This is a genomic window from Candidatus Dadabacteria bacterium (assembly GCA_009837205.1).
Lineage (GTDB): Bacteria > Desulfobacterota_D > UBA1144 > Nemesobacterales > Nemesobacteraceae > Nemesobacter.
The window spans coordinates 38243-63606 of the sequence record VXTZ01000012.1; the positions used below are offsets into that span (position 1 = coordinate 38243).

Genomic DNA, 25364 nt, shown 5'->3' on the forward strand with positions numbered 1-25364 from the left:
GAACATAGCAGAACTTTCCAGCACTCCTGCAAAATCAGAATTCTTCGGGTAGGTTAGTCTTTTTTTACATCAAGACCTGAGAGGGAAGGGAAATTGCCTAAGATACTAGTGATCCCGGGAGACGGGATAGGGGTCGAAGTAACCGAAGTCAGCGTGTCAATACTCAATGCCGTCGGCGAGAGAAACGGCATTGAATTCACGCTTGAAAGCGATCTTCTCGGCGGATGCGCCATAGACGCCCACGGTGTCCCAGTAACCGAGGAGACAATAGAAAAAGCCAAGCAGAGTGACGCGGTGCTTCTTGGAGCCGTGGGAGGCCCGAAATGGGAAAACCTTGAGCACCACCTAAAACCCGAAAGAGGACTCCTTGAGCTGAGAAAGCAGCTTGACACCTTCGCGAACCTGAGACCCGCGATCGTCTACGCGGCCCTTGCCGACGCGTCCACGCTTAAAAGGGAAGTCGTTGAAGGGGTCGACATAATGGTCGTTAGGGAACTTACAAGCGGAATATATTTCGGACAGCCGAGAGGAGCAGAACAGCTCGGCGAAAAAGAGAACAAGGCGTTTAACACCCTTAGCTACACAACTTCCGAGATAGAACGGGTGGCGAAAATGGCTTTTGAGATTGCCAGGAAAAGAAGAAACAAAGTCACTTCCATAGACAAATCCAATGTTCTCGAATCAATGGTGCTCTGGAGAGACACCGTAACCGAGCTTCACGAACGTCATTTCTCCGATGTTACGCTTGAGCATCTGTACGTGGACAACGCGGCGATGCAGCTTATAAGAAGGCCCGCCGATTTCGACGTAATGCTGGCGGGGAACATGTTCGGCGATATAATAAGCGACGAGGCGGCTCAGCTCACCGGCTCCCTAGGCATGCTGCCCTCGGCAAGTGTCGGTAACGAAGGGGCCATATACGAACCGGTTCACGGAAGCGCCCCCGACATCGCCGGCCAAGGCATAGCAAATCCCATAGCCTCGATTCTCTCGATGGCCATGATGCTGCGTTACTCCTTTGACATGGACGGGGCCGCCACGCAGGTTGAAGAAGCCGTAAGGAAGGTCCTTGACGATGGCTACCGCACATCCGACATATACGAGGAAGGGAAAACAAGGGTAGGAACAGAGGAAATGGGATCTCTCATACTCGGCGAACTGTGAGAAAAAATGATTCAGGTCCCAGGAAGTGAACGGTAACAGCTCCACGCTTGAACTTTCATCCCACCTTGAAAACCCCTTGGTGGAGAAGTTTCTTGGGTGCCCGCCCGGAGAACCGACTGATCTTACGGGTCTTTACGGAAACTCGACCTATTTTCTTCTGGCGCTTATCTCCGAGGCGCCCGGCAAAAGGGTGCTTCATGTCTGCGAGCAAAGAGAGCAATGCGTCCATGCGGCGCGAAGCATCTCTTCTTTAAAAAGAACGGAAATCCCTGTTCTTCTCTCAAGAGGAATGGAGAAAACCCGCTCCCTTTTCGAGAAAACGGAAATCACGGAACCCGAAAGGCTTCACTCTATTTTCAGATGGAAGCAAACCGGGGTACTCTGCGCGGACGCGGCAGCACTTGCCGAGGTGTTGGCTCCGCCCCGCACCCTCGAGGCCGAGAGCTTCACTATAGAGGAGGGAGCACGGATCGATCGGGAGGAACTTGTACAAAGGCTCCTTGAAATCGGCTACAGCGAGGTGGATTTCACGGAAAAAAGAGGCGACATCAGCGTCCGGGGCTCTATAGTGGACCTCTTCTCCCCCGGATCACGGAATCCCCTAAGGGTGGAGCTTTTCGCAGACCAGGTGAATTCGCTCCGGGAGTTTTCCCCCGCAACTCAGAAATCCGTCGGAAAAACACAGAAAGCCGTGATCAATCCGGCCTCATTCGCCGTTTACCGCCAAATAAGCAAGGACGATCTGGTCGGACAGGTTCTCGCCGGAGCCGACAAGAAGGGACTTACCTCAAGCGAGGTGGAACCTCTTTTGGAGGCGTTTGAGAGCGGTTCGCATTTCAGGGGAATCGAATGGTTCACACCGTTTTTCTGGGACTCGCGCCAATGCGTGCTCGATTACCCGCAAGAAAACCTAATAGTGAGCCTCCCAATCGGATTTGACGAGGAAGCACTGCTATTGAGACTAGAGGAAAAATTCGAAGCAAGAAGAAAATCTCTGGGGAAACTTGAAAAGTCGCTTCCCCAGTTTGAGAGGCTATACCTCGGAAGAAAAGAGCTTGCGGAAAAACTCCAGGAATCAAGGCTCGCATACCCAGGGACGATGGGCATAGGAACCGAAGGAAAAAACAGCCTTAAGTTCAGCACAGAAGAGATATCGTTTTCGAAACCTTCGCTCAAAGTCTTTACTGACAAGGCGGAAGAACTCATCGAAGACGGTTACGAGGTGTTCGTATTTTTCACTTCACAGGCAGAAAGAGAAAAATTCCTCAAGCTTGCGGAGAACCATCCAGACAAGGGAATGGTGCACGTAGTCGGAGAGCTTTTCGAAAGCACAGTTCTTCACGATTTCAAAATCGCCCTTCTTACGGAGAAAACCCTTGTCGAGAAAACCAAAAGCCGAGGCGCGGCCTTTGGGGGAAGCGATATGCCCTCCGCTTTTCTCACTTCGTTCAGCCAGCTCAAACCCGGGGACTACATAGTTCACAAGGAATTCGGAATAGGTGTCTTCAGGGGGCTAAGAAGGCTTTCCTTTGAAAACAGCCAGGGCGATTTTCTCGAGTGCGAATACAAAGACGGGGACAAGATATTCGTCCCGGTGGAGAAATTGGCACTGGTTCAGAAGTACATGGGAGCTGGAAGGGAACCGAAGATTGAAAAGCTGGGAAGCGCAAACTGGAGAAAAACCGTCGGCAGGGTTAAAAGGGCCGTGGAGGAAGTCGCGACCGAGCTCGTGGAACTCTGCGCGGAAAGAAAGATCGGAAAAGGTTTTCGGTTCTCCCCGAGGGATCAGATGTTCAATGATTTCGAAATGGGATTTCCCTGGAGTGAGACCCCGGATCAGTCGGCAGCCATAGAGGACGTAATGTCAGACATGGAATCCGAAAAGGCCATGGACAGGCTTATCTGCGGAGACGTCGGGTTCGGAAAAACCGAAGTGGCCCTGCGGGCCGCTTTCAAGGCATGCCTCGATGGAAAACAGGTCATGGTGATCGCACCCACCACGCTTCTCGCAAGCCAGCACTACCGAACCGCACTTTCAAGGTTCAAAAGCTATCCCGTGAGCATCGGAATGCTTTCACGATTCACGACAGGCAAGAGAGAAAAGGAGATTCTAAATAGACTCGAAGACGGTTCCCTAGACGTCATAATCGGAACGCACAAGCTTCTTGGAAAAAGAATAAAGCTGAAAAACCTTGGACTCGCCGTGATAGACGAGGAACAGAAATTCGGAGTGAATCACAAAAAATCCATAAGGTCGATGAAAAACGCCGTCGACGTATTGACGCTCTCGGCGACTCCCATACCCAGAACCCTCCAGCTTTCCCTCGCCGACGTAAGGGACATAAGCGTGATAAATACCCCTCCCGAGGGACGGCAGCCCGTAGAGGTGTACATTCAGCAGTTCAACACCGCAACGATAAAGGAGGCCGCAGAAAAAGAGAGCGCAAGAGACGGCACGGTTTTTTTCATACACAACAGGATAGAGGACATATTCGAGAAGGCGGACCTTCTCCAAAAACTCATGCCGAAACTGTCAATAGGGGTAACGCACGGCCGAATGAACGAAACGCGGCTCTCAAGAACCATAGAACAGTTCACCGACGGAAAAATAGACCTGCTCGTAACCACCGCGATAGTGGAATCCGGACTCGACATACCAAAAGCCAACACGATAATAGTGAACAACGCCCATACTATGGGCCTAGCGGACCTCTATCAGCTTAAGGGCCGTGTCGGAAGATCAGACAGAAAAGCATATGCATACTTTCTCGTACCATCCATAAACTCCCTCACTGAAGATGCCAGAAAAAGGCTCGAGGTGCTCTCTCGACTCACCGACCTTGGAAGCGGATTCAAGCTCGCCACGGCCGATCTGCAGATAAGGGGAGCCGGCACCCTTTTCGGAGAAAAGCAGTCAGGACACATAGCGGATATAGGACTTGAGTTCTATCTCGAACTGCTGAGAGATACGATTGAAGGCAAAAGAAGGGGCGAAGACCACATCCGTGAAATCAGACCGGAAATAAAAACGCGGGACGATGCGTTCATCCCTGAGCATTATATTCAAAGCGGTTCAGAGAGACTTTTTTACTACAAAAAAATATCATCGGCAGGAAAACGCGGGGAAGCAAGAAAAATTGCAGGGGAAATCGAAGACAGGTTCGGCGCGATGCCCAATCCGCTGAAACGTCTCGTTCTCATCGCGGAATTGAGAATCGCGCTCGGGGAGAAGCTGATAAAAAAAGCTGAAATAGGGGAGAACACGGCGACCTTGAGTCTCGCGGACGGGAAAACCCGCGGGCGAGAGAAGAAACTTAGCATTCCCCTTCCCTCCGAGGATAGGTACGAGGCGCTGATAAGCGCGGTGGAAAGGGTGGAAAAACCGACCCAAGCCCATGTATAGTATAGTTTTGGGGTTGATTCGGTAGAGAAAAAACATTTGCAAGGAGACTTCATATGAAAAAACCATGGTGGTTCGCGGTTGCAGCGCTTTTTGCGGTTTTTACGGCCATTCCGGCCCAGCCAGCGGTCGTGGAGAAAGTGGTGGCCGTGGTGAACGATAGGATAATAACACTCAGCGAACTTAATCAAGAGCTAGAGGAAGTAGTCGTAAATCCTGAGGCAGGAGTGGACGCCCGCGAAGTGCTCGACGCCATGATAGATCGTATACTGCTCGATCAGCAAGCGGCTGCGAGGAAGATATCAGTAAGCGACGAAGAGGTAAGGGCGATAATAAAGAACCAGCGGGAAGTACTTAACCTCGATGAAGAAGACATAGCCAAGGAGCTTAAAAACCAAAATGTGACGGAGGAACTCTTCCACCGCCAGTGGAAGTACCAGATACTCTCAAGAAGGCTTCTTGACCTGGTCACGCAGGGAAGCATAGCGGTAACGGACGAAGAGATAGAGGAATACAACAGAGAACACTACGAAGAAGAAGGCAGCACTTATGGAAGGCAAACTAAGATCGCTCACATACTGATCAACAAGGAAACGGAAAACGCCCTCTCCAAAGCGGAAGAAGTGCTGGAACTCGCAAAATCCGGTGAGCCCTTCGGGGAACTCGCCAGAAAGTACTCGATGGACGAATCATCGGCGCAAAGCGGCGGACTGCTAGGATATTTCGTCAAGGGAGACTTGGTTCCCGAGATTGAAAACGCCGTGGAGCAGACCGAAGTGAACGGCATCGCGGGACCGGTAGAAAGTTCCCGCGGCTATCACATAGTGAAGGTTTTGGAAAGAACCGAGGAAGGAGAATCCTCGGTCTCCCGGTACAGAGACCGCATAAAACATCTGCTCTACGTAGAGAAGGTTGAGCGGTTCATAACATCCTGGCTTGAGGACATCAAGAAAAACTCTTACATAGAGATAAAGATCTGAAGTTCCCCTTACTTACTCCTCCACCTCGTAAGCCTCTGGGGGAAGGCATGTGCACACCAGATTCCTGTCCCCATAGGCGTTGTCTATTCTTGATACCGGCGGCCAGAACTTGTTGGTCCTCAGATACGGAAGCGGGAAGAACGCCTGCTGGCGGGAATAGGGATGTTCCCAGTCGGAAGACACAAGATCGAGCACCGTGTGGGGAGAATTTGTGAGTACGTTATCAGAAGGATCCGCCCCGCCGTCGATGATATCCTGGATTTCCCCGCGTATTTTTATCATTGCGTCGCAGAATCTGTCCATTTCCTCCATGGATTCGCTCTCCGTAGGCTCTACCATCAAGGTTCCCGTAACCGGCCACGACATAGTCGGCGCATGGAACCCGTAATCCATGAGCCTTTTGGCCACGTCTTCCACGGTTATTCCCGCGCTTTTCCCAAGCTCGCGCAGGTCAAGTATGAATTCATGGGCAACCCTTCCGTTTTCTCCCTCGTAGAGAGTATCGTAGTGCTGCCCAAGTCGGGTCTTAAGGTAATTGGCGTTCAGTATCGCGTACCGCGATGCCTCGCTCATTCCGTCCCTTCCGAGAAGCCTTATGTATCCGTAGGATATAAGCAATATGCTCGCGCTTCCCCAGGGAGCCGCGGATATCGCTCCGCATGGCTTTTCGCCCCCTACCCCCTCCACAACAGCGTGTCCGGGGAGATGCGGGGCAAGGTGGGGTGCAACGCATATGGGACCCATTCCCGGACCCCCTCCTCCATGGGGGATGCTGAAAGTCTTGTGCAGGTTTATGTGGCATACGTCGACGCCAAATACGGAGGGGAAACAGAGGCCTACCTGCGCGTTAAGATTCGCCCCGTCCATGTACACCTGCGCGCCACTTGAGTGAATTATGTCGCATATCTCACTTATTCCGGACTCGAACACCCCGTGAGTCGAAGGATATGTAATCATCAGGCAAGCAACTTTCCCCTCGTTTTTCCGGCAGCACTTTTGAAGGTCGTCTATGTCCACATCCCCGTTTTTCCGGCATTTTACCACCACGACGTCCATACCCGCCATGCGGGCGCTTGCGGGATTGGTTCCGTGCGCGGAAGAGGGAATCAGCACCACGCGCCTTTCGGTTTCTCCTCTCTCCTCAAAGTACTTACGTATGACCATAAGGCCCGCGTACTCTCCCTGGGCTCCCGAGTTGGGCTGAAGCGAGCAGGCATGAAGCCCGGTTATTTCGCAGAGATACTTTTCAAGTTCATCGATCACCCGTGCGTATCCCGCCGCCTGATCCCGGGGCACAAAAGGATGGATTCTCGAAAATTCCTCCCAGCTTATGGGCACCATCTCGGTCGTGCCGTTTAGCTTCATGGTGCAGGAACCGAGAGGAATCATGGAATGAGCCAGGGAAAGATCCCGGCCCTCAAGGTTTTTTATATACCTGAGCATCAGAGTTTCCGAGTGGTAGCGGTTAAACACGGGCTGGGCAAGAAAATCACCATCCCTAAGAAGGTTCTCGGGCACTGACTCAATGGCGCGCGCGCGGTCCAGGGTGACGGAGCCCTCTTTGCCAAGTTCGAGGGAATCCGAAAAAAGCGAAAGTATATCAGTTACATCTTCCTCGGTTACCGTTTCGTCAAGCGATATGCAGACCTTGCCGTCCGGAAGATATCTGAAGTTGATTTTTCTTTTGAGAGCCTCCGCGCGAAGCGTTTCAAGAGATTCTTCCCCGCAGGGGGAAAGATCTACGAGAAGGGTGTCAAAAAACGCCCCGTTTAGCTGGGCAAGACCCATCTCCCTAAAGCCCAGGTCGAGCATCTTCGCAAGCGTGTTTATCCTCCTGGAAATACGCCGCAGCCCGGCCGGACCGTGGTAAACCGCATACATCGAGGACATTATAGCGAGCAGGGACTGCGCGGTGCATATATTGGAAGTGGCCCTCTCTCTCCTTATGTGCTGTTCTCTGGTCTGAAGGGCCATTCTGTAGGCGGGATTCTTGTCCCTGTCTAAAGACACCCCGATTATTCTCCCTGGGACCTGCCTTCTGAACTCGTCTCTCGTGGCGAAATACCCGGCGTGAGGACCGCCGTAGCCGACCGGGACCCCGAACCTCTGCGAAGTTCCCACGACGGCGTCGGCTCCGAAGCGTCCGGGAGGGGCAAGCAGCACGAGACTCATCAGATCGGCCGCGACCGCGACCATGATGCCGTGGCCGTGAGCGCTTTTGATGAATTCCGAGTAATCCCTAACTTCCCCGAATGCGTCCGGATACTGCAGCAGCGCACCAAAAAAACTCCCGTCAAGCAAAACCTTCTCTTCCTCTCCCTCCACAATCCTTATTCCCAGGGGCTCGGCCCGGGTCTTCAGGAGATCGATGGTCTGGGGAAAACATCTTCGGGAAACGAAAAACCTGTCGGCGTCCGCCTTCTCCCGTTTCGCTCCGCTTAGCCTGTGAAACATGGCCATGGCCTCGGCAGCCGCCGTTGCTTCATCGAGCAGCGAGGCGTTTGAAAGTTCCATACCCGTAAGTTCCGAAATCACCGTCTGGAAGTTAAGGAGGGCTTCAAGTCGTCCCTGCGATATTTCGGCCTGGTAAGGAGTGTACTGGGTGTACCAGCTTGGATTCTCGAGAATGTTCCTTGATATGACTGCCGGGACCACGCAGTCGTAGTAACCCAGTCCTATGTACGACCTGAATATAGTGTTCTCGCGTGCAATAGCCCTTATATGGTCAAGATAGGAGCTCTCGGTCATGGCAGCGGGAACGGCCATCTCAATCTCTGAAAGCAGGTCAGCCGGTATGGTTTCCCGGACCAGTTCCTCAAGACTCTCCGCCCCAGTGCACGAAAGCATCTGGCGTGCTTCCTCGGGCGTGGGACCTATATGCCTCGCCGAGAAAAAATCCTCTTGTTCATAAATGCCGTTTTCGTTTCGCAATCACAATTCTCCCCAAATAATCGCCCCATCCATGCCACCGGGACATATCAGGCATCTTCCTCGTCTTCTATCAGTTCTTCGTAACCGAAAGGATCAAGAAGACTCTCGACTTCGCTTTCGTCAAGTTCGTCGGTATGAATCTTTACGATCCATCCGTCACCGTAAGGGTCGGCGTTTACAAGTTCCGGGGAATCCGCGAGAAGATCGTTCACCTCGGCAATTTCTCCCGAGACCGGAGCGAAAAGTTCAGAAACCGCCTTTGTCGACTCCGCCGCACCGAAGGAGTCTCCCTGAACGAGTTCTTCTCCTTCAGTTGGCAGTTCAACAAAAACTATCTCCCCCAAGGCTTCCTGGGCGTAATCCGTTATTCCGATCACGGCCCTGTCCTCTTCAAATCTCACCCACTCATGCTCCTCAGTATATTTCAAGTCTTTCGGTACACTCATAACCTAAATGCTCCTTTATGTTCTTTGATTAAGACATACCGTCTTTATGAAGCGGAAATTCAGAAGAAACCGCCTTTCTCACATCTCCCCGGATCTCAATCCCTATCTCATCTCCGCACTTAACTTCACCCGAGGCAACCGAAGCAATGCCCACGCCAATATCAAGAACCGGTGACATGGTACCGCTTGTAACCTCTCCTATCCTTTTTCCGTTCTTCACTACCCCATAGCCGTGTCTGGGAACCCCCCTATCAAGCATCTTAAAACCGATGCTTTCCCTGGCCGTTCCGCTCTCCACCTGCTCCAAAAGCACATCTCTACCTATAAAATCGCCTTTGTCCATCTTCACGTATCTATTAAGGCCAGCCTCGACCGGGGTCGTTTTCTCATCCAGTTCGTTTCCGTAAAGAGGATATCCGACTTCCGTCCTAAGGGTGTCGCGCGCTCCCAGACCGCAAAGAGCAATCCCGAATTCGCTTCCGCTTTCAAAAAGCTTCTCCCAGATCCCGACCGCGTCTCCCGCGGGCACGAACAGTTCAAAGCCGTCTTCACCCGTGTAACCCGTCCTGGCCGCTATAACCCCTGCTGCATCACCCTCAAGAATCCTGAAAGAGAACCTCGGGAAATCCCGCACGCTTTCTTCGCCAAGCGCCTTTTCCATTACTGATACAGAACGGGGCCCCTGAACGGCGATCTGTGCGTAGGCCGAACTCGCATTGGTTATTTCAACATCAAATCCCTCGCAGTTATCACCGATCCAGCGGTAGACCTTCTCGGTGTTGGACGCGTTTACGCACACAAGGAAATGCTCAGCTGAAAACCTGTAGGTTATAAGGTCGTCAATCGCCCCACCGTCAGGGTAGCAGAAAAGACCGTAGCGGGCCCGGCCGTCGCGAAGTCCCGCCATGTCGTTGGTGTTAAGCTTCTGGCAGAGGGCTTCGGCCTGGGTCCCCGTGATCTCTATTTCTCCCATGTGGCTTACGTCAAAAAGACCGCAGGCAGTCCTGACCGCCATGTGTTCCCGTCTTATACCTTCAAACTGAAGAGGAAGCTTCCACCCGGCAAAATCGATCATCTTCGCCCCGAAACTCTTGTGTGTTTCGTATAAAGGGGTGTAAGTCATATACTAGATTAAACATCCAAAAAAGTGGACTGTCAAAATAACCTCGAGGAACCGCTCTAAATTCCCCTTCCGCAGCGTTGCGGGTAATGGACAAATGGATATATGACATGAAAATTGTCTTTATGATAAACTCCGTATTAAATAATGTCATGGTTGAATGGAGTCGGAATACCAAATTTAGAACAGACCATCGTCAATGCCGCTTTGGCAGGCCGTGTGCCGGGCGGGCGGAAGCCGGAATCTGAACGCAAGATGAGTTATCCTAAAGTAATTGTCTACACCGTATGCCTCTATTTGCTTGTCTTGTTATCGTCAGCGCCGGCAGTAGCGCAGACTTGGAATGCGTTCAATGCCCAGTTGCTCTATGGTACAGACTTCAAACTGGGGCCCGAGAAAGCGGAAACCCTCACTCTGGAATGGATTAACGGATGGGCCTATGGCAATAACTTTGCCTTTGTGGATATCCGACCATTGAGAGGTAACAGTTCATTCTACGGGGAGTGGTCACCCCGCCTGAGCTTCTCCAAAATAAGCGGTAAAGCTTTTTCCGCAGGACCGGTGGAAGATGTGCTTCTGTCCGGCAATTTGGAAAAGGGAGAAGGCTTTGCCAATTATCTCATTGGCGCCTCGGTGGATCTTGATGTGCCCGGGTTTAATTTCGTCCAGACAAACGGCTACTTAAGGGAGAATCCAGACCTTCCCGGAACAACTTGGCAGGTGACAGTGGTTTGGAATGCGACCTTCGAAACGGGGCCGGCGCACTGGATGTTTAATGGCTATTTCGACTGGGCCGGCTCAGAGGGTGAAGCTGGAACATCCGCCTATGAAAAACAAAACTTTCTTATGCAGCCTCAGCTCCTGCTGGATGTGGGTCGTCTGGTGAACCGGCAGGGGCAGGTATATGTCGGTATTGAGTGGTGGTATTGGCACAACAAGTTTGGGATCTCGGGGATCGAGGAATCAGTTGTTCAGGCAATGATAAGGGTGGATTTATAGCTGATATCCATTGCCAGGCACAGCAGGAAGATCGTCGGCTGCGGGCACATCCGCGGGAATCGGGCGCGGGGGTCTTTGCCTGCAGTGTCTTTTTCATTATAATCGATAGTTGATCGCAGGTTCGCCGTTTGCTTCTGCGGTTCCACGCAACCCCGGAATAAGACATGAGAAACCTCTTTTTCCCCGCGGGGGCACAGCCTCTTTTTTCGTTCTCCGACGCAGAAGGCTTTTTCGGCCTCATGGTGAACAACCTCGTCCAGTACGTTCTGATCATGATACTGCTCACCGGACTTGTGGGTCTGCAAAGGGAGTTTGTCGTCTCCTCGGTCCTCCCTGCCATAGCGATATCGCTTATTATCGGCAACCTCTACTACGCATGGCTCGCGCAACGACTCTCGGCAGCCACCGGAAGAAAAGACGTAACGGCGCTTCCCTACGGGGTAAACACGATTTCCCTGTTCGCCTTCATCTTTCTGGTCATGATCCCGGCGAAACTGGTGGCCGAAAGCCGAGGAGTTCCGCCTCAGGAAGCCGCGCTTGTGGCTTGGCGCGTCGGGGTAGCGGCGTGTTTTCTCTCCGGAGTTATTGAACTCGCGGGATCCCTGGTAGCCGAGAGGATCAGAAAGGCGACTCCACGCGCCGCGCTGCTGACTTCCCTTGCCGGAATAGCCGTAGCATTTCTCTGCATGGACTTTGCCGCAAGATGCTTCGCCCATCCCCTAGTCGGCCTGCTCTCTCTGGGGGTGCTGCTGTTCGCTCTGCTCTCAAAAACCAAGCTTCCGCTTGGAATTCCGGGAGTCGGCCTGGCGCTCGTCCTAGGAATATTCACTGCGTGGCTTCTCTTTGCGGCGGGATTCGGAGCGGAAACAACGGTGTCGGGACCTGCCGTGAGCCAAGCCCTCGGCGACGTGGGATTCTATCTCCCCATTCCCGTTCTGGGTGATCTAGTAGCCGGGCTTTCAGATCCCCTCGTGCGCTCGGTGCTGATTCCAGTCGTGCTTCCTATGGGGCTTTACAATATCCTCGGGTCCCTTCAGAACATAGAGTCCGCCGAGGCCGCGGGAGACCCCTATCCCACCGGACCGTGCCTTGCGGTTAACGGTGTGGGATCGATAGCCGCCTCACTTCTCGGGTCGTGCTTTCCAACAACCATATATATAGGACACCCAGGATGGAAGGAGATGGGAGCGAAAGGAGGCTACTCGGTAATAAACGGAATTTTCTTTGCCGTGGTGTCGCTTGTCGGCCTGGGTTCCCTGGTCTCGGCGCTGGTACCGATTGAGGCCGCCGGAGTAATACTCGTATGGGTAGGACTCGCAATGATATCCCAGGCGTTTCAGACCACTCCCCGCTCCCATGTCCCCGCCGTGGCCTTGGGACTGATACCTGCACTTGCGGCATGGGGAACCGTAGTGGTTTCCCAGACCGTCTCGGCGGTGGGAACCGCTATATCGGACGGTTTGGTGGCCACGCGCGCGTTTGAGAATCTCAATGCGTTTGTCTTTTCGGGTCTTCAGCTGCCCGGACTGGTGGCGCTTTCCCAGGGATTTATGCTTTCGTCAGTGGTCTGGGCCGCAACGGCCGTCTGCCTCGTTGAGCGCAGGCTCAACCAGGCGGCAGCGTGGATGGGGGCGGGAGCCATGATGGCGTTTTTCGGCTTCATACACGCGGGAGAGATCTCGGTTGAGGGAAATCTCTATTCTCTTGGTTTCGGAACGGGAGCCAAGTGGGCAGTCGGATACGCTCTTTCGGCCGCCTTTTTCATGATTGTCTCCCACGTTAACCGCAAAAGCGGTGGGGGCGCAGCAGGTTGACCGATAGAGGCGACTCCCGAAGAATACGGGATTTCTACTCAGCTCTTTACGCAAGATACGGCCCGCAGAACTGGTGGCCCGCCCGGACGAGACTTGAGTGCGCAACGGGAGCCATACTCACTCAGAACACCTCCTGGAAAAACGTGGAAAAAGCCATAGGGACGCTCAGGGAAAATTCCATGCTCTCTGCAAAAAAACTCAGATCGGTATCCCATGAGCAGCTCGCAGTCCTGATCCGCCCCTGCGGATATTACAACTTAAAGGCCAAGAGGCTTAAGAACTTCATCGACTTCCTGTTTGCCGGTTACGGAGGAGTGATGGAGAACATGCTGGCTGAGGACACCGACAGACTCAGGGAAAAGCTGCTCTCAGTGAACGGCATCGGCGAAGAGACGGCTGACTCAATACTGCTCTATGCGCTCGGCAAACCCGTGTTCGTGGTTGATAACTACTCCCGGAGAATTCTCCAACGCCACCGCCTGGTCCCCGAGGGAGCAAGCTACTCGGAAATGCAGAAACTTTTTGTACAAAGCCTTTCTGTCGATGTGGAAGTCTTCGGAGAGTACCACGCACTCATAGTGAAAACGGGAAAACTTCACTGCCGAAAAACACCTAGCTGCGAAGGCTGCCCGCTTGAGCACGACCCGCACGATCCCGGAATAGATTTGTTTTAGCAGGAAATAAGAACAAAGCCCCGGTCGGGGCGGAAATCAGCCTTTTTTCGAGGTCGCGAACTCCACTACGGCCTTGAAGCTCTCGGGGTTTCTTACGGCAAGCTCAGAGAGGCTTTTGCGGTCAAGCTCTACCCCCGATTTTTTGAGCGCGTCGATGAACCTGCTGTAGGAAAGGCCGAAGGGTCTTACGCCGGCGTTTATCCTCATGATCCAAAGCGCCCTGAAATCCCTTTTTCTGCGGCGCCGGTCCCTGTAGGAATAGGCAAGCGCCCTGAGTATGGTTTCCTTAGCCCTTCTGAAATTGTTCTTTCTTCTGCCCCAGTACCCCTTGGCAAGCTTAAGAACTCTTTTTTTACGTCTTCTGGAAGTAACTCCTCTTTTTATGCGCATCGGTATTCTCCGTCTCTATCGGCTCACAGGTAAGGAAGGTAGGTCTTGATCTTCTTGGCGGCGGAACCTTCAAGGAAGTCCGGCTCCAGCAGTCTCCGCATCCTCTTTGAGCTTTTCTTTACGTTTATATGGCTTTTGCCACCCTTGTTTCTTCTTATCTTCCCGCTTCCCGTAACGGAAAATCTCTTGGCCGCACTGCGGTTCGTTTTCATCTTAGGCATCTCGTAAATCCCTCACTGTTTTTTTACCGGCACAAGAATCATTATCAGGTTCTTGCCCTCTATCTTGGGCTCCATGTCCACCGAGGCCACATCGGACAGTTTCTCGCGAACATCATTGGCAAGCTCGCGGCCGAGTTCCGGATGAACTATTTCCCTGCCCCTGAAAAATATCCTCATCCTGGTTTTATGACCCGCTTCGAGAAAACCCCTCATCCGGTTTACCTTGACTTCAAGGTCGTGTTCCCCTATGTTGGGTCGAAATTTTATCTCCTTTACCGTCTGATCTTTTTGTTTTTTCTCGCTCCGCTGTTTTCTAAGTTCGTACTTGAACTTCCCGTAGTCCATGAGCCTGCATACGGGAGGCGCGGCGTTTGACGCAACCTCAACCACATCGACTCCCTTTTCCTCCGAGATCCGCAAAGCGTCTTCAATACTTACGATTCCGAGCTGCTCACCTTCAACATCTATGAGCCTTACTTCCTTTGCGTTGATTCGCCTGTTAACGCGAGTCTCAGGAACACGCGGCCTAGAATAATTGCTTCTCCTCCTAGCTATACCGTTACCTCCATCCACCTATAGGGATCGTTCTCCCCGGCGACGATTTCGATAAAATCATCTACAGGCAACGCCTCCATGGCGTCCCCGCCGTATTTTCTGGGAGTAACCGTTCCCGTTTCGACCTCCTTGTCTCCTACAACCAGCAGATAGGGAATCTTCATTACCTGCGCTTCCCTAACCTTATACCCTAGCTTCTCGTTTCGCAAATCACTGCCGACCCTGATTCCCCGGCGCCGAAGCTCGGCGCAGACTTCCTCGCAGTACTCGGCCTGGCTCTGTCCCACGGACGCCACCCTCACCTGCTCGGGGCTGAGCCAAAGCGGAAACGCTCCCCCGTAATGTTCTATCAGGATTCCGAAGAACCGTTCAATCGAGCCGAATATAGCCCTGTGTATCATTATCGGGGTATGTCTAGCGTTATCATCACCCACAAACTCCATTTCAAATCGCTCGGGCAGGTTGAAATCTACTTGAATAGTTGAGCACTGCCAAGCCCTGCCTATCACGTCCTTTATTTTAATATCTATTTTGGGACCGTAAAACGCTCCCCCGCCGCTGTCCACTCCGTAGGGAAGGCCAACATCCGAGAGGGCCTGCTCGATGGCCTCTATCGACCTCTCCCAGTTCTCCTCGCTTCCGACGAACTTCTCCGGGCGCGTCGAAAGGAAAATCTCGTAATTATCAAACCCAAAAGTTCTCAGAAAATCCAGAGTGAGGTAAAGCACCTCGGAGACCTCCTCGCGTATCTGGTCGGGTCGGCAGAATATGTGGGCGTCGTCTTGGGAAAACCCCCTCACCCTCAGAAGACCGTGAAGAACCCCCGAGCGCTCGTACCTGTACACGGTTCCTATCTCTGCCCACCTGATCGGCAGGTCCCTGTAGCTTCTTGTTTTTGATTTATACACCAGTATGTGGAAAGGGCAGTTCATGGGCTTTACCTGGTAATCGGAGTTTTCAACTTCCATGCATGAGAACATGTTCTGCGAGTAGAAGTCCACGTGACCGCTCGTACGCCAGAGATCGAGCTTGGCCATGTGCGGGGTGTAGAGCACCTCGTAACCCCTGGAGATATGCTCACGCTTCCAGAAATCCTCTATAACGCTCCTTACCTTGGCCCCCCTTGGATGCCAGAGAATAAGACCGGGACCTACCTCATCGTTCACGCTGAAGAGATCAAGCTCCCTTCCAAGCTTGCGGTGATCCCTTTTTTTGGCCTCCTCAAGGTCGCGCAGATACTTGCGCAGATCCTTTTTGTCCCAGAAGGCCGTTCCGTAAATTCTCTGGAGCATCGGGTTGTTCTCGTTACCCCTCCAGTAAGCCCCCGCGGAACTCGTGAGCTTAAAGGCCTTTATGAGCCCCGTTGAGGGAAGATGCGGTCCCCTGCAGAGGTCATACCAGTCAGTCTGATCGTATATTGTTATCTCCTCCCCTTCGGGAAGATCGTTTATTATCTCCACCTTATAGTTCTCCTTTATCCCGGAGAAAGTGGCGACGGCATCCTCTCTGGTGACCGATTTTCTTACAAGAGGGCGGTTTTTCTTTATTACCTCAAGCATTTTCGCTTCGATATTCTCAAGATCCTCGGGAGTGAAACCTCTTTCGAAATCAAAATCGTAGTAAAAGCCGTTTTCTATCACGGGACCTATGGTGACACGGGCTTCGGGAAAAAGAGACTGGACGGCTTCGGCTAGAACGTGGGCCGTGGTGTGCCTCAGAAGCCCCAAAGATGCTTCGGTATTGCTTCTTACAGGCAGAAGATTGCAGTCAGCCTCAAGACGGTGCCAGAAATCAACAACCTGGCCATCTACGACGGCGCCTACAGTGCGCTTGTCCGCGTCAAGCCCCTCTAGCAATTCCCCAACAGTGATTCCCGAAGAAAAAGTGCCCTGCTTCCCGTCGATATTTACTTGTATATCCAACCGATTCGTCCCCTAGACTCTATGGTGAGCACGGCAGGATTTGAACCTGCGACCCCTTGCACGTCAAGCAAGTGCTCTGCCACTGAGCTACGTGCTCAAAAACCTGATATTGTCTTTAATTATCGCATATTGTCAATAACTGCGGGGTGGCTTGAGAATAGCAACGGTTTCGGGTAGTTTCACCATTCAGTCAAAGCGTCCCGCAAAAATCGGGAATCAAGTGGCGGAACCATTCGCAAAACGATACTCAGCACGGACTTCATCGGATTCGCAGAACCCACCAGAGGCAAGGTAAGAGACATCTACGATCTCGGCGAGCGCATCCTGATGATAGCCACCGACCGCATCTCCGCCTTTGACGTGATACTCCCAAACGGAATACCCTCAAAAGGTGAGGTGCTGAACCGAATCTCGGAGTTCTGGTTCTGGAAAACAGAGCATATAATCCCGAACCACCTGATCTCAACGGACCCCGAGGATTTTCCCGATCCCTTCGGGGACCATGCCAAGGTACTCTCGGGCCGCTCAATGCTCGTGAAAAAGACCGACCCGCTTCCCGTGGAGTGCGTAGTGAGAGGTTACATAAGCGGTTCGGGGTGGGAGGAATACAAAAAAACCGGTTCTGTCTGCGCAATACCCCTCGGGGAAGATCTCGTTGAGTCGCAGAAGCTTCCGGAACCCATCTTCACCCCGTCAACCAAGGCCGAGCAGGGAACCCATGACGAAAACATAACGTTCGGGAGAGTACGCGATATGATAGGCGGGGAACTCGCAGGCAGGGTACGGGACACAAGTATCGAAATCTACACTGCCGCCGCCAGAATAGCCGAGGAGAAGGGAATCATAATAGCCGATACAAAATTCGAGTTCGGGATAGACCGCGACACCGAAGAGCTCATCCTGATAGACGAAGCCCTGACGCCGGATTCCTCAAGATTCTGGCCCCTGGCGGACTATGCTCCCGGTGGACCGCAGACAAGTTTTGACAAGCAGTTCGTAAGGGATCACCTCAAGCAAACGGGCTGGGACAGAAATCCCCCGGCTCCCGAGCTTCCACCCGACATAGTAAGGAAAACAAGCGAAAAGTATCTTGAGATGCTCAGGCTTTTCTGCGGAGGATAGAGTTTTGGGAAAGACGAATTCTCCATGCAACGGCATATGCATAATGGACGAGGACACGGGGCTCTGCGTCGGATGTCTTCGCACAAGCGACGAGATAGCAGGCTGGGAGGATTATTCAGACGAGCAGAGAGCGGAAGTCATGCGTGAAATAACGCAGCGGGAAGCGGAGCAGAACCAGTGAAGACCGTCAGCATCCTTGGCTGCGGCTGGCTCGGAGAGCCGCTCGCGCTCTCTCTTAAGGAAGCGGGTTTTTCTGTAAGAGGATCGGTTAGAAAACCCGAAGCAAGCCCCGCCCTTTTGGAAAAGGGGATAGAACCCTACCTTATAGATATAGCCCCGGAGGTAAACGCAGAGAGAGCGGATGAATTTTTCTCTTCTGATGTTCTTTTCATAAATTTTCCCCCCGAGCGAAGAGACGACATCGAGACCTACCATAAAAAGCAGATCGAAAATCTCATCGAAGCGATACCGAGCCCCCGAGGAAAAATGGTCATTTTCGCCAGTTCAACCTCGGTATACCCGAACACAAACGGAGTCGTGAGGGAAGAGGACTCCCTCCATCCCGACAAGCCGTCGGGAAAGGCTCTTCTGGGAGTGGAGAGGCTTTTAATGGATAATCCTGAATTCGATACGACCGTGATACGTTTTTCAGGACTCATAGGCTACGACAGGGCTCCCATAAAATCGATAAGAAGAAAAAAACTGGTGCTAAACCCCGACTGCCCCCTTAACCTCATACACCGCGACGACTGCATAGGAATCGTCCGAAGCGTAATAGATCTTGATGTGAGAAACACTGTGCTTAACGCCACCTGCGACGAGCACCCAACAAGAAAGGAGTACTACTCGCGCGAAGCCCAAAAATACGGAATCCCCCCGCCGCTTTTCGAAACGGAAAATCCCCCGCAGTACAAGATAGTCTCGAACGAAAGACTGAAGAGAACGCTCGGGTACAGGCTCATTTACCCGGATCCGCTTGGCATGCCCTGAAAGAATGGACAGACTCCGCGACAATCGACGGAATTTGAAAACTGTTGAGAAAAACCTTAAAAAAAGGGAAAATAAACAGAAGTGAGACGCCAAGTTGTACAGTATTGGTTTTGGGTGGATGCCATAGAATTTCTAAACACGAAACGTAATTTCTCCCGCGCGGCAGCCTAGGTGCCTATGGACGGAATCAGGGAACTCGAACTTGAGAACATAGAAGCGGTAAAGGTCCTCTACGGGGAACTTAACTCGAATCTCAAGGAAATAGAGAATGAATTCGACATAAGCATCCACACTCGGGGCAACAAAATCACTCTCAAGGGAAACGAGGAGAGGACCGCTGAGGCGGGCATGCTCATGGGGCAGATGTACTCTCTTATAGAGAAGGGGTACGTTCTCCAGCCTTCGGACATAAAGATAGCGAAAAGGCTTCTAAGCCAGAAAGACGCCTCTCTCGAAGAGATATTCCTCGACACGGTCTGCATATCCGTACGGAAAAAAATAATAAGCCCCAAGACAATAAACCAAAAACTCTACATCGACGCCATAAGAAGAAACGACATGGTGTTCGGCATAGGACCAGCGGGAACGGGGAAAACCTATCTGGCGATGGCGATGGCCGTCTCGGCGTTTACAAACAAGAAAGTAAACAGAATAGTGCTCGCTCGGCCCGCCGTGGAGGCGGGAGAAAAACTGGGATTTCTCCCCGGCGACCTCCAGGAAAAGGTGAATCCGTACCTGCGACCCCTTTTCGACGCTCTTTACGACATGATGGATTTTGAGAAGGCAAACAGGCTGATTGAGAAAAACATGATTGAAATCGTCCCGATAGCCTACATGAGGGGAAGAACACTGAATGACGCATTCATAATTCTCGATGAAGCGCAGAACACGACAGCGATACAGATGAAGATGTTTCTTACAAGGCTCGGATTCGGTTCAAAAACGGTCATAACGGGAGACATTACCCAGATAGACCTTGCCAGGGATCAGAACTCTGGGCTGATCGAAGCCATGAACATCCTCTCCGGAATAAAGGGAATAGAGTTCGTCAACTTCTCGAAAACTGACGTCATAAGGCATCCTCTCGTAATGAAAATAATAGACGCGTACGAAAAAATTAAGGATAATGTCAGCGGACGTACCCCCTAACAGGAGAAAACAGATGAAAACACTCGCCGCCTTTCTTCTCGCAGCCATGCTTCTTGCTCCCTCGTGCAAAAGATGGGAAAATCCGGCAACTTCAATGATCTCGGCTGACAAATCCGTAGTGGTTCTCGTGCTTAATCCTTCGGTATACACGATGCAGGAAGTGCGCGTCAAAGGAAAGGTGTGGGAGATTGAAACGATAGGGGAACCGGCAAAATCAGCGACTTTTAAGCTCGCCGACAGCGACGGAAACTACATAACTGTCGTCTGGGAAAAAGAACTCTCTTTTGCCGAGGGGGACATAGTAGAAGCTGCAGGCCTTTTCGACAGCAACTTCATCTCATCTGAGAACAGGTTCGACCCCAAGCTTGCGGCGCAGTCGATCGAGGTTCTCAAAGAGGACTAACTACCGGGAAAATACGCAGTCGCTTAGCTCCAAGTACATGTCGCGCTGCGGTCCCACCGAAACGATCCAGACCGGAACTCCGGTCAGTTCCTCAACCCTCTTTATGAAACTCAGGGCGTTTGGGGGCAGTTGTTCGGCGCTCTTTATCCCGGCCAGATCCTCATCCCACCCGTCCATCTCATCGTATGAAGGCTCGCAGTTCTCAAGAACGGAGAGGCTTGCGGGAAATTCCCTCATGATCGATCCGTTATATTCGTAACTCGTGCATATCTTTACTTTTTCAAAACCCGAAAGCACGTCAAGCTTCGTAAGGGCAATGGCGGTTACGCCGTTTGTTCTCAGCGCATAGTTAAGCGCGACTACGTCAAGCCATCCGCACCTTCTGCTTCTCCCTGTGGTAGCCCCGTATTCCTCTCCTTCCCTTCTGAGCGCATCCTGTATCTCGCCCGATTCCTCCGTTGGAAAGGGACCTTCCCCGACCCTGGTGGTATACGCCTTAGCAACTCCCACTATGGAGCTTACGAGTGCCGGTACCGCTCCGGTCCCGGAAAACACACCCCCAAGACCCGCGTTTGACGACGTGACGTAGGGATAAGTGCCAAAATCGATATCAAGAAGTGACCCTTGAGCCCCTTCAAAAAGGATCCTCTTACCCTCATCGCCGCTTCTGCGGATAATCGCGGAGACATCCGCGATGAAGGGTCCGAGAACCTCGCCGTACCCGACGTACTCTTCATACACGCTCTCGGGATCAAGGGGTTCCGCCCCGAGAACCTTCTCTATATACGCGTTTCTCTCGGTCATGACAGAAATGAGTCTATGGCGAAAAGCTTCGGGTTCGGTAAGATCAAGCATCCTTATGCCCCGCCTTGCGTACTTGTCTTCGTAGACCGGGCCTATTCCCCTGCCAGTAGTGCCTATTTTCCTTCCGCTTGCGCGCCGCTTCTCCCTAAGCAGGTCTATTTCCCTGTGATAGGGCATTATCACGTGGGCCCTATCGCTTACGAGAAAATTAGATGGGCTCACCGGATATCCGGCACTTCTGAGTGCGTCTATCTCCGCGACCAGCACCTTGGGATCAACGACCACCCCGTTTCCGATAAGAGACAGGCTGTTTTCCCTGAGTATGCCCGAGGGCACGTGGTGGAGTATGATCTTCTTTCCGTCCGTAACAATGGTGTGACCCGCATTGTTTCCGCCCTGGTATCTCACCACCAGATCGGTCCTTGAGGCTATGAGATCCACTATCCTTCCCTTGCCCTCATCCCCCCACTGCGTACCCAGGACCACTATGCTTGGCAAGCCTAGAGCCCTCCTCCGGTAAGAAGTTCCTCGAGATTGGAGAATTCCCTGATCGACCCGGTCCGGGATTCGACCAGCTTCATCTCGGAAGGAGATTCAAGTTTTATGATTCCGTATGTAGCGAACGAGCCGTCCCCGTCGAAAAAATTATTGGAATCGATCATGTCCGCGTAGCTTCCAGTTAAGTCGAGTATGACTTTGAAGCTGCTTGAACGCAGCCACTCGGCAAGCTTTATGGCCTCACTTCTGAGATCCTGGCTTTTGGGCACTATTATGAAATGGACCTGGTTCTCGCCGTCGCTGCTCTTGGTGTTCTGCATAAGCGCCTCGGCGTCTATTGCGAATCCCGCGGCGGGGACGCTGCGCCCGTACCGGCTGACTAGACCGTCGTACCTGCCGCCCGTAACCAGGGAAGCGGGAGCGACGGACGATATTACCTCGAAAGTAACTCCGGTGTAGTACTCAAAACCCTTGACCTCCACAAGATCAACCGATATGTCGCATTCGATATTGTATTCCTCAAGCACGGAGATCACAGAGACGATTTCCTCGATGCAGAGCTTGAATCTCTCGTTCCGGGCGGCCCTGCGAAGGATATCGGCATCGCCATAGTAATCAGAAAGGGAGAGAAGAACATCCTTTACATCCGTGGGAATCCCGGAGGGTTCCACTATGCTTCTTATCCACTCCTGATCCTTTTTTACAAGAGCTTGCACAAGCTCGTCCCTTATCTCCCCGGCGTCGCGAAGAACCGCATCAAGGATGCCCGTATGCCCGAGGTTCAGGGTTATTTTTTTAAGGCCGAGACGGTTAAGCGATTTCAGGGCCAGCGCGATTATCTCGGAATCCCCTTCAGTCGAACTAAGCCCCAGAAGCTCGCAGCCGAGCTGAAAAACCTCCCTTTCCTTGCCGCTGCCCTTCTCCTCGTACCTCACCACTCTTCCCGAATAACAAAGCCTGAGGGGGTAGCGATAATCGCTTAACTGCGTGGCGACCATGCGTCCGATCTGCGGAGTAATGTCGGGGCGCAGCACCACGATTTCACCCGTGTGCGGATCGACAAACTTCATCAGCCTGTGCTTGAAGTCTTCCCCGATGCCCGCGGACATGGTGTCAAGGTACTCGAAAAGAGGGGTTATAACCCTCCTGTACCCCCAGTAGGAAAACTCCTCAAGGAGCACACTCTCTATCCGCTTGAGGTCCTCTGCCTTGACGGGACCGAAATCCTTCACTCCCTGAGGCAGTGTGAGAAACTTATTCATCTGAAAAACTGACTTGGGTTACCGAAATAATATTCTCTACGGTCAAAATCTCCTGGATAACTTCTTCACTAACCTCGGTATCGACGTTCGTAAAAACTATGGCTTCCCCGCCGGCGGATTTTCTTCCAAGGTGCATCCGCCCGATGTTTACGCCGTTTTTCCCGAGGACAGAACACATGGAACCTATGAAGCCCGGGCGGTCATAGTTGTGGCTCACAAGCAGGAATCCCTCGGGAACGACGTCGATATCGACCCCGTTCACCTTGACTATCCTTCCGTGGTTCCCGCTGAAAACGCTTCCCGAAATTTCGTTGGTCGCCTCGCGGGTCGTAACAGTTACGGTAATGAGACTTGTGTACTGGCTCATGGCCGCGGATTTTGACTCCACCACCTTTATTTTTCTTTCCTCGGCTATCGACGGAGCGTTAACGTAGGTCACCGAGATATCCATTATGTGCGAGAGAAAGCCTTTCAGCACGGAAACCGTCAGGTAGCTGCAGTCCATTTCGGCCGCCTCTCCCTCGTAAGTCACCTCTACAGTGCGAACCGCGCCCTTGCAGAGCTGCCCGTGAAGACTGCCTATCTTCTCGCAGATTGACATGTACGGCCTCATGACGGCAAGCTGCTCCGTTGTAAGAGACGGCATATTAACCGCGTTTCTGACTACCCCTTTCTGCGCGAAATCTATAAGCTGCTCCGCCATGGTGGTCCCGACCTTTATCTGCGCCTCTTCCGTTGAAGCGCCTAGATGCGGGGTGAGCACTATGTTCTCATCGACCGAGAGAACAGGGTTTTCGGGATCTATGGGCTCTGAAGTGTAAACGTCAAACGCCGCTCCTCCCACCTTGCCTTCGAGGAGGGCCTCGGCCATGTCCGCCTCGTTCACTATCCCCCCCCTGGCGCAGTTAATCACTATCACCCCTTCTTTCATCTTCTCAAAAGATTCAGAGTCCACGAGATCCCTCGTCTCGTCCGTTAGGGGCGTGTGCACCGTTATAACGTCCGAGCGGCGGAAAAGCTCATCCAGGGAGACAAGCTCGATGCTGAGCTTCTTCGCGGCTTCCTTGCTTAGGTAAGGATCGTACGCGATCGCCTTCATCTTAAGACCCATAGCACGCTCTGCCACCAGCTTTCCTATGTTTCCGAGGCCCACAAGACCTATCGTCTTTCCATAGACCTCAACTCCCTTGTACTTGTTCCTCTCCCACTTGCCTGATTTTATCGAGGAGTGGGCCTGGGGAATCCTTCTGGCAAGGGAAAGCAGCAAGGTGATGGTGTGCTCCGCAGTGGTTATCGAGTTTGACTCGGGGGTGTTCATAACGGCCACCCCGTTTCTGGTCGCAGCGTCAAGGTCTATATTGTCTATCCCTATTCCGGCGCGTCCTATGATCCGAAGCCTGCCACCCGAAGCCTCTATGACTTCCTTTGTAACCTTCGTAGCACTTCTTACCACGAGGCCTTCATAGTCCTTTATTATATCGATAAGCTCGCCGGGAGAGATGCCTTTTCTCTCGTCGACCTCTACCCCCTCGGCGGCCTTAAGAAGCTCAAGACCCTGCTTAGCAAGTCCGTCGGTTATCAGTATTTTCAAGAAATTCCTCCGGGATGGCGGGATAAAAACCACTAAGATAATAGTTAAACGAAAGACAATGTCAATCAGCCGGACCGCGTTTTCGGAGCGGGCAAGCGGAACCCGCAGGGAAGCGCGAAATTGTTAAAAACCGCGATTTGGGTTACCCTAACCTGCCGTAATGAAAGAAGAAACCGGCATGAATTTTCTTGAGCACGCAGAAGAACTTAGAAAAAGAATCATATATTCCCTGATTCCGATACTTGTGTTCTTCGTCCCCTGCTACATTTTCTCAAAGCATCTCTTCGACCTGCTCATGGGACCCATAATAAGGAGCCTGCCCGAGGGAAGCTCCCTCATATTCACACGCCCGGCCGAGGGGTTTCTTACCTATCTCAAGGTATCGCTGTTTTTCTCCCTCTTCCTTTCTGTTCCGTTCATTCTCTATAACGTCTGGCATTTCGTTTCCCCCGCGCTCTACAAGAAGGAAAAAAGGGTCGTTATTCCGCTTGTCACGTTCGGAACGCTGTTTTTCATCATCGGCGCGCTTTTCTGCTACTTCATCGCCGCCCCCCAGGGACTCCGGTTTCTGCTCGGCGAATACACAACCCAGTACGTAAAGGCGTTTCCCAGCATAAAGGAGGCGCTATCGTTTCTTACAGCGCTTATGATAGGTTTCGGGCTCGTGTTCGAGTTTCCGCTTATAGTCTTCATCCTCTCCAGGCTCGGGCTTGTAACGGCGGGATTTCTCGCGAGGAACAGAAAATACGCGTTTTTGATAAACGCCATTCTCGCCGCTTTCATAACACCTACTACAGACGCCGTATCGATGATGTTCATGCTCATTCCTCTTTTCATCTTCTACGAGCTTGGAATAATTATCGCAAAGATATTCGCAAAGAAAAAACCTGAAACAGAACCGGCCGGAGAGGAATTTGGTTAAGTAAAAA

At 52.3% G+C, this 25364-nt stretch carries 22 protein-coding genes and 1 tRNA gene; 12 read left to right on the forward strand and 11 right to left on the reverse strand.

Features of this window, described 5'->3' with window-relative positions; translation table 11 throughout:
* Window positions 1-93: 93 nt before the first annotated feature.
* The 3 genes from leuB to F4Z13_02010 are packed head-to-tail and all read left to right on the forward strand — an operon-like array spanning window position 94 to window position 5544.
* Window positions 94-1164 (forward strand): 3-isopropylmalate dehydrogenase, encoded by a 1071-nt coding sequence (gene leuB / locus F4Z13_02000; protein MXZ48020.1) that lies wholly within the window; start codon window positions 94-96, stop codon window positions 1162-1164.
* Window positions 1165-1189: 25 nt separating this feature from the next.
* The gene (gene mfd / locus F4Z13_02005; protein ID MXZ48021.1) at window positions 1190-4567 is read left to right on the forward strand and encodes a transcription-repair coupling factor; all 3378 of its coding nucleotides are present in this window, start codon (window positions 1190-1192) and stop codon (window positions 4565-4567) included.
* Between the two features lie 53 nt (window positions 4568-4620).
* Entirely contained in the window at window positions 4621-5544 is a 924-nt protein-coding gene (locus F4Z13_02010) for a hypothetical protein (GenBank protein ID MXZ48022.1), read from the forward strand.
* Between the two features lie 12 nt (window positions 5545-5556).
* On the opposite strand, the gene gcvP is transcribed toward F4Z13_02010, so the two are convergent.
* From gcvP to gcvT, 3 genes are read right to left on the reverse strand one after another with little or no spacing between them, the layout of a single operon-like run.
* On the reverse strand, window positions 5557-8475 hold the full coding sequence (gcvP, locus tag F4Z13_02015) for an aminomethyl-transferring glycine dehydrogenase (GenBank protein ID MXZ48023.1): 2919 nt from the start codon (window positions 8473-8475) through the stop codon (window positions 5557-5559).
* A gap of 47 nt (window positions 8476-8522) precedes the next feature.
* A complete protein-coding gene (gene gcvH / locus F4Z13_02020; GenBank protein ID MXZ48024.1) occupies window positions 8523-8921 on the reverse strand; it encodes a glycine cleavage system protein GcvH in 399 nt (132 codons plus the stop codon).
* 28 nt (window positions 8922-8949) lie between these two features.
* Entirely contained in the window at window positions 8950-10044 is a 1095-nt protein-coding gene (gene gcvT, locus F4Z13_02025) for a glycine cleavage system aminomethyltransferase GcvT (protein MXZ48025.1), read from the reverse strand.
* A gap of 144 nt (window positions 10045-10188) precedes the next feature.
* On the opposite strand from gcvT, the gene F4Z13_02030 reads away from it, so the two are divergent.
* From F4Z13_02030 to F4Z13_02040, 3 genes are all read left to right on the forward strand, one after another.
* Window positions 10189-11040 (forward strand): DUF5020 domain-containing protein, encoded by an 852-nt coding sequence (locus F4Z13_02030; protein ID MXZ48026.1) that lies wholly within the window; start codon window positions 10189-10191, stop codon window positions 11038-11040.
* 164 nt (window positions 11041-11204) lie between these two features.
* Window positions 11205-12854: an NCS2 family permease gene (locus F4Z13_02035; GenBank protein MXZ48027.1), complete on the forward strand. Its 1650-nt coding sequence runs from the start codon at window positions 11205-11207 to the stop codon at window positions 12852-12854.
* A gap of 23 nt (window positions 12855-12877) precedes the next feature.
* Window positions 12878-13528 (forward strand): endonuclease III domain-containing protein, encoded by a 651-nt coding sequence (locus tag F4Z13_02040; GenBank protein MXZ48028.1) that lies wholly within the window; start codon window positions 12878-12880, stop codon window positions 13526-13528.
* A gap of 36 nt (window positions 13529-13564) precedes the next feature.
* On the opposite strand, the gene rplT is transcribed toward F4Z13_02040, so the two are convergent.
* The 5 genes from rplT to F4Z13_02065 form a co-directional block, all read right to left on the reverse strand.
* The gene (gene rplT / locus F4Z13_02045) at window positions 13565-13918 is read right to left on the reverse strand and encodes a 50S ribosomal protein L20 (protein ID MXZ48029.1); all 354 of its coding nucleotides are present in this window, start codon (window positions 13916-13918) and stop codon (window positions 13565-13567) included.
* A gap of 23 nt (window positions 13919-13941) precedes the next feature.
* Window positions 13942-14139, reverse strand: a complete 198-nt coding sequence (gene rpmI, locus F4Z13_02050; GenBank protein ID MXZ48030.1) for a 50S ribosomal protein L35 — start codon at window positions 14137-14139, stop codon at window positions 13942-13944.
* A gap of 12 nt (window positions 14140-14151) precedes the next feature.
* Window positions 14152-14694: a translation initiation factor IF-3 gene (locus tag F4Z13_02055; GenBank protein ID MXZ48031.1), complete on the reverse strand. Its 543-nt coding sequence runs from the start codon at window positions 14692-14694 to the stop codon at window positions 14152-14154.
* A complete protein-coding gene (thrS, locus tag F4Z13_02060; protein ID MXZ48032.1) occupies window positions 14691-16616 on the reverse strand; it encodes a threonine--tRNA ligase in 1926 nt (641 codons plus the stop codon). The genes F4Z13_02055 and thrS overlap by 4 nt, the downstream gene beginning before the upstream one ends.
* Window positions 16617-16638: 22 nt before the next feature.
* Window positions 16639-16713, reverse strand: a tRNA-Val gene (locus tag F4Z13_02065).
* 134 nt (window positions 16714-16847) lie between these two features.
* Here F4Z13_02065 and F4Z13_02070 point away from each other — a divergent pair.
* The 5 genes from F4Z13_02070 (at window position 16848) to F4Z13_02090 (ending at window position 20280) form a co-directional block, all read left to right on the forward strand.
* A complete protein-coding gene (locus F4Z13_02070) occupies window positions 16848-17738 on the forward strand; it encodes a phosphoribosylaminoimidazolesuccinocarboxamide synthase (protein MXZ48033.1) in 891 nt (296 codons plus the stop codon).
* Window positions 17739-17781: 43 nt separating this feature from the next.
* Window positions 17782-17919: a DUF1289 domain-containing protein gene (locus tag F4Z13_02075; protein ID MXZ48034.1), complete on the forward strand. Its 138-nt coding sequence runs from the start codon at window positions 17782-17784 to the stop codon at window positions 17917-17919.
* Window positions 17916-18728, forward strand: coding sequence for an SDR family oxidoreductase (locus tag F4Z13_02080; GenBank protein ID MXZ48035.1), 813 nt, complete (start codon window positions 17916-17918; stop codon window positions 18726-18728). The genes F4Z13_02075 and F4Z13_02080 overlap by 4 nt, the downstream gene beginning before the upstream one ends.
* Before the next feature lie 177 nt (window positions 18729-18905).
* Window positions 18906-19877 (forward strand): PhoH family protein, encoded by a 972-nt coding sequence (locus F4Z13_02085; protein MXZ48036.1) that lies wholly within the window; start codon window positions 18906-18908, stop codon window positions 19875-19877.
* A 13-nt stretch (window positions 19878-19890) separates the two neighbouring features.
* Complete coding sequence (locus F4Z13_02090; GenBank protein MXZ48037.1) at window positions 19891-20280, forward strand: hypothetical protein; 390 nt, start codon at window positions 19891-19893, stop codon at window positions 20278-20280.
* Here F4Z13_02090 and F4Z13_02095 read toward each other — a convergent pair whose 3' ends face one another.
* The 3 genes from F4Z13_02095 to F4Z13_02105 are packed head-to-tail and all read right to left on the reverse strand — an operon-like array spanning window position 20281 to window position 24543.
* Window positions 20281-21582: an adenylosuccinate synthase gene (locus tag F4Z13_02095; protein ID MXZ48038.1), complete on the reverse strand. Its 1302-nt coding sequence runs from the start codon at window positions 21580-21582 to the stop codon at window positions 20281-20283.
* 2 nt (window positions 21583-21584) lie between these two features.
* Window positions 21585-22844: an ATP phosphoribosyltransferase regulatory subunit gene (gene hisZ, locus F4Z13_02100; protein MXZ48039.1), complete on the reverse strand. Its 1260-nt coding sequence runs from the start codon at window positions 22842-22844 to the stop codon at window positions 21585-21587.
* Window positions 22837-24543, reverse strand: coding sequence for a phosphoglycerate dehydrogenase (locus F4Z13_02105; GenBank protein ID MXZ48040.1), 1707 nt, complete (start codon window positions 24541-24543; stop codon window positions 22837-22839). The genes hisZ and F4Z13_02105 overlap by 8 nt, the downstream gene beginning before the upstream one ends.
* A 52-nt stretch (window positions 24544-24595) precedes the next feature.
* Here F4Z13_02105 and tatC point away from each other — a divergent pair, with 52 nt between their 5' ends.
* On the forward strand, window positions 24596-25357 hold the full coding sequence (gene tatC, locus F4Z13_02110) for a twin-arginine translocase subunit TatC (protein MXZ48041.1): 762 nt from the start codon (window positions 24596-24598) through the stop codon (window positions 25355-25357).
* Window positions 25358-25364: the final 7 nt, after the last annotated feature.